The organism is Streptomyces sp., assembly GCF_031178505.1.
GTDB lineage: Bacteria > Actinomycetota > Actinomycetes > Streptomycetales > Streptomycetaceae > Streptomyces > Streptomyces gulbargensis.
This window is the reverse complement of sequence record NZ_JAPSIW010000613.1, coordinates 1-4,267: the sequence shown is the minus strand read 5'-3', so window position 1 is coordinate 4,267 and position 4,267 is coordinate 1. Positions and strand designations below refer to the sequence as shown.

General features: G+C 74.7%; 4 protein-coding genes and 1 tRNA gene. 3 read left to right on the top strand and 2 right to left on the bottom strand.

The annotated features are described in order from the left end of the window. Positions 1-1,288 (bottom strand): serine/threonine-protein kinase (locus RIF68_RS28960; RefSeq protein WP_309054246.1); only part of this gene is annotated, 1,288 nt, incomplete at its 3' end. Positions 1,289-1,345: 57 nt separating this feature from the next. Further along, entirely contained in the window at positions 1,346-1,894 is a 549-nt protein-coding gene (locus tag RIF68_RS28955) for a DNA-binding protein (RefSeq protein WP_309054245.1), read from the bottom strand. Between the two features lie 129 nt (positions 1,895-2,023). Here RIF68_RS28955 and RIF68_RS28950 point away from each other — a divergent pair. The 3 genes from RIF68_RS28950 to RIF68_RS28940 form a co-directional block, all read left to right on the top strand. Next, positions 2,024-2,096 (top strand) — tRNA-Ala (locus tag RIF68_RS28950). A gap of 523 nt (positions 2,097-2,619) precedes the next feature. Further along, a complete protein-coding gene (locus RIF68_RS28945) occupies positions 2,620-3,870 on the top strand; it encodes an MFS transporter (RefSeq protein WP_309054244.1) in 1,251 nt (416 codons plus the stop codon). Between the two features lie 145 nt (positions 3,871-4,015). Next, the coding region (locus RIF68_RS28940) for a hypothetical protein (RefSeq protein ID WP_309054243.1) at positions 4,016-4,267 on the top strand (252 nt) is incomplete at its 3' end.

Genomic DNA, 4,267 nt, shown 5'->3' with positions numbered 1-4,267 from the left:
CCGCCACCTTCGGGGGCGGTCCCGGTCGCCGTGCGGGGGTGCGGGGCGCCGTCGGTGCGGGGGGCGGGCCGTGCAGCACGGCGGCCGTGGGGGCCCGGTGGACGGAGGGCGCCGGGTGGGTGACCGGCGGGGGCAGAGGGAAGCTGCCCGTCTCGGACGGCCCGGGCACCGGCGCGGGGGCCGGAGCCGGCGGGTAGGGGTACGGCGGCTGAGGCACGGGCGAGGGCCCGGGCGAGGGGGCGGCGGCAGCCGGAGGGGGAGCGGGGGGCGACGGCGGGGGTGGTACGGCTCCGGGGGCGGGCGGCGCGGCCCCCGCGGGGGGGCGGGGGGCGGCCGGCGCCGCGACACCGGGCGGGTTGACGCGCGGGTCAGGGGCCGGGGTGCCGCGCGGGTCAGGGGCCGGTGCCCTGGTGGGTCCTTCCGGACCGAAGCCGGCGGGCAGCGGGCCGAGCTGGTCGAAGATCTCGACCGGCTCGTCGCCGGGGCTCGGCGCGGGCAGCAGCTCGACGGCGGCGCTCAGCGCCTTCCGCGCGCCCGTGGCCGTGCGGAAACGGGCCTGCGGATCGGGCTGGAGCAGGCCGGCGAGCACCTGCCAGAGCGGCTCGGGGACGCCCTCGGGGGCGCTCGGGGTGCCGTGGGCGAGGTAGTGCACGACGAGCGCCTGGGAGTCCGGCCTGCGGCCCTGCAGCAGATAGAGCGCGACCAGGCCGACGGCGAAGAGGTCGGCCGGGAAGTCGGGTTCGGCGCCGAGGAGCTGCTCGGGGGCGAAGTATCCGGGGGTGCCGACCACGTAGTCGGTCTCGGTGAGCCGCGGTTCGCCCTTGCGCATGGAGATGCCGAAGTCGGACAGCCGCAGGTGCGGGCGCCCGGTGCCGGTCGCCTCCATGAGGATGTTGGCCGGCTTGATGTCCCGGTGGACGACGCCCTCCGCGTGGACCGCGGCCAGACCGGACAGCAGCTGGTCGAGCAGGGCGCACACGAAACGCGGCGGCAGCGGGCCGTAGTCCCCGATGACGTGGGCGAGCGAGCCGCCGGCGACCAGGTCCATGGTGAACAGGACCTTGTCGTCGTCGGCGGCCCAGCTGGCGGGGGCGAGCACGTGCGGATGGTCGATCCGCAGCGCCTGCTCCCGGACGAAGCGGAGCAGCGTGTGGGCGTCGCTCTGCAGGAGCACCTTGGCCGCCACGTACCGGCGCCTCCGGTGGTCCCAGGCGCGCCACACCGCCCCGGCCCCGCCCCGGCCGATCGGATCGATCAGCTCGTACCGGCCGGCGAAGACCTCACCCATCGTGCTGCGCCCGCTCCCCGTCGTTCCGTTCCGGGCCGGCGGTCCGCCGGCTCCGCGTCAGTTCTGGTGCGACTCGTAGTGGGCGACCGCGTCGGCGGTGCGCCCGGCTCCGTAGACCCGGAGGAACTCTGCCAGTTCCGGGTGGGCCGGGGCGAGGGAGTCGGCGGCGTCGAGGATGTCGCCCGCGGCGGCGACGGACCGCAGCAGCGACTGGATCTCGCGGACCACCCGGCGGACGGTGGGGGCGCCGGAGGCGGTGGTGGTCTGCCCGGTGGCGGTGAGGACGGAGCCGCCCTGCGACTTCTTGATCTCCTCCATGCGGTCGGTGGCCTCGGCGGCGCTGACACTGCCGTCGGCGACCTGGACCGCGAGCTCCTGGAGGGCCTGGACGCGCTGGACCACGGCCGGGTTTCCGATCTTCGCGCGCTGGCCGCTCATCAACTGGGAGAGCATGGGCGCCGAGAGCCCGAGCACGGCCGCGAGCCGGGCCTGGTTGAGCCCCAGGTCGTCGATCAGGCGGCGGAAGAGCGCCCCCAGCGGCTCTCCGTACCAACTGCGCTGAAGCTCCCTGGCTCTGGCCGTGGCTTCCTGCTGCGCTGCGTCCATTCCTTCTCCCCATCCCTGCGGTTCGCCACTGCGAACCTTGAACAGCATCTTACGGAGCGTGGTCGTCCACCGGGAGTCCCAATCCTTTTGCCGGGCATGGGGGGTGACCCGGTACGCTGTTCTCGTTCCGGGGCCTTAGCTCAGTTGGTAGAGCGCTGTCTTTGCATGGCAGATGTCAGGGGTTCGACTCCCCTAGGCTCCACCCCGTACACCCCTTCTTACCTGCGGAAACGCGGTACGAGGGGGTGTTGTGCGTTCCGGGGTGGTGGCCGGTCATGGAGGAGCTGGACCCCCCTGGGCGAGCGGCCGGGCCCACCTGCCGCAGAGGTGCGGTGGAGCGACCGCCCCTTCTTCGGACGTCCCCGGACGTCCGGGGATCGGGTACCCGGCCGCGCCGACGCCGGCCGCCGGCGTCCCGGGTCATCCGCCCGACCCGGGCCCGTCTCCCGCGCGCCCGGCCCCCGCGCCGCCCGATACCGCCGGGCGAAGTGTTTGCATCCGCACTGAAAGTGCGAGAGGTCCTGATCGTCACATTATGGGGACGAGCTGTGGAGATCCTGTGGTCGTGTTCATGATCGCAACGACTCCGCCGGGAGGGAAAGACGGTTCTCCGCCATGTCCCGCGCCCCGTCCTCCCCATGCTCCTCGTACCGGTGAAATGGCCCAGGTTCCCACGGGATCAATGGACCGGGATCGGTGGGCCACCCGGCCCTAGCGTCGTGTTCATGCCGAACGCCTTCCCGCAGACAGCCCGGGCACCCCGCGCCCTGTTCACCGCCCAGCTCGCCAACTCCGTCGGCGACGGCGCCTTCCACGTCTCCTCGGCGCTCTACTTCACCCGGGTCGTCGGTCTCTCCGCCGTTGAGATCGGCGCCGGGCTCGCCGTCGCCTGGGCGGTCGGTTCGGTCGCCGGGGTGCCGCTCGGGCACCTCGCCGACCGGCGCGGCCCGCGCGGCACCGCCGTCCTGCTCGCGCTGACCACCGCGGCGGCCGTCGCCGCCTTCCTCCTCCTCGGCTCCTTCGCCCCCTTCCTCCTGGCGGCCACCCTCTACGCCACCGCGCAGAGCGGCCTCGCCGCGGCCCGCCAGGCCCTGCTGGCCGGACTCGTGGACCCCGCCGCCAGGACGGCCGTCCTGGCCCGGCTCCAGGCCGCGCTGAACGCGGGCCTCGCCGTCGGCGCGGCGCTCGGCGGACTCGCCCTGCACGCCGGGACGGCCACCGCCTACCGCGCGGTGTTCGCGCTCGACGCCGCCGGGTTCCTGCTCTGCGCCCTCGTCCTGAGCCGGCTCCCCGAGGTGCCGCCGTCGCCGGCCCCCTCCGACGGAGCGCCGCGGTTCGCGGTCCTCCGCGACCGCCCGTACGCCCTGCTCACCCTGCTCAACGCCCTGATGCTGCTGCGGTTGCCGCTGCTCAGCCTCGCCCTGCCGCTGTGGATCACCGGACGGACCGCGGCCCCCGGCTGGACGGTCTCGGCCCTGTTCGTCCTCAACACCGGCGCCGTGACGCTCCTCCAGGTCCGGGCCGCCCGCTCGGTCACCGACCTGGCCACCGCCACGCGCGCGGTGCGCGGCTCGGGGGCCGTCATGCTCGCCTCCTGCGCGGTCTTCGCCCTGTCGGCCGTCTCCGGCCTCGGCGCGGGCGCCGCCCTCACCGTCCTCGTCCTGGGCGCGCTCCTGCAGGTCCTCGCCGAGATGCGGCACTCCGCCGGCTCGTGGCAGCTCGGCTTCTCCCTCGCGCCCGCCGCGCGCATCGGTCAGTACCAGGGCTTCTACGGCACCGGCGTCCCCGTCGCCCGTACCCTCGGGCCGCTCCTCGTCACCACGCTGCTCATCGGGTGGGGAACGCCCGGCTGGCTTCTCCTGGGGGCGGTCTTCCTGGTCGCGGGGGTGGCGACCGGGCCCGCCGCGCGCTGGGCGGAGCGCACCCGGGCGGCGCAGGCCGTGCGCGCACACGCGAGCCTCTCCGGCGCGCACTGAGCCGGACGGGTGGTGTTCATCGGAAGAACTGCGCGGGCACGGCGTCGCTCCCCGGAATCCCGGAGTGCGTACACATCATGAGAAAGGTATGTAAAGCGCGCAACTCGTACTGCACCATCCGGGAACGTCACGAAAGTGAGGGGTCATGGCCACCGCCAAGGTCAAGCAGTTCTGGACCGCCTTCATCTCCGTCCTCTTCGCCCTGCTCGCCTCCGTCGGCCTGGCGAACACCGCCGCCGCCGCGCGGCAGCCCGCCGTCCAGCAGCCCGAGGACCCGGCCGGCGCCGCTCCGGCCGCCGAGCCGACCCGGGAGCGCGCCACCCGGGCCTCCGTACCGGCACCACGGACCCACCGGTGGTCGCCGGCCGCCCTGCGGTCCCTGCCGCCCACGATCAAG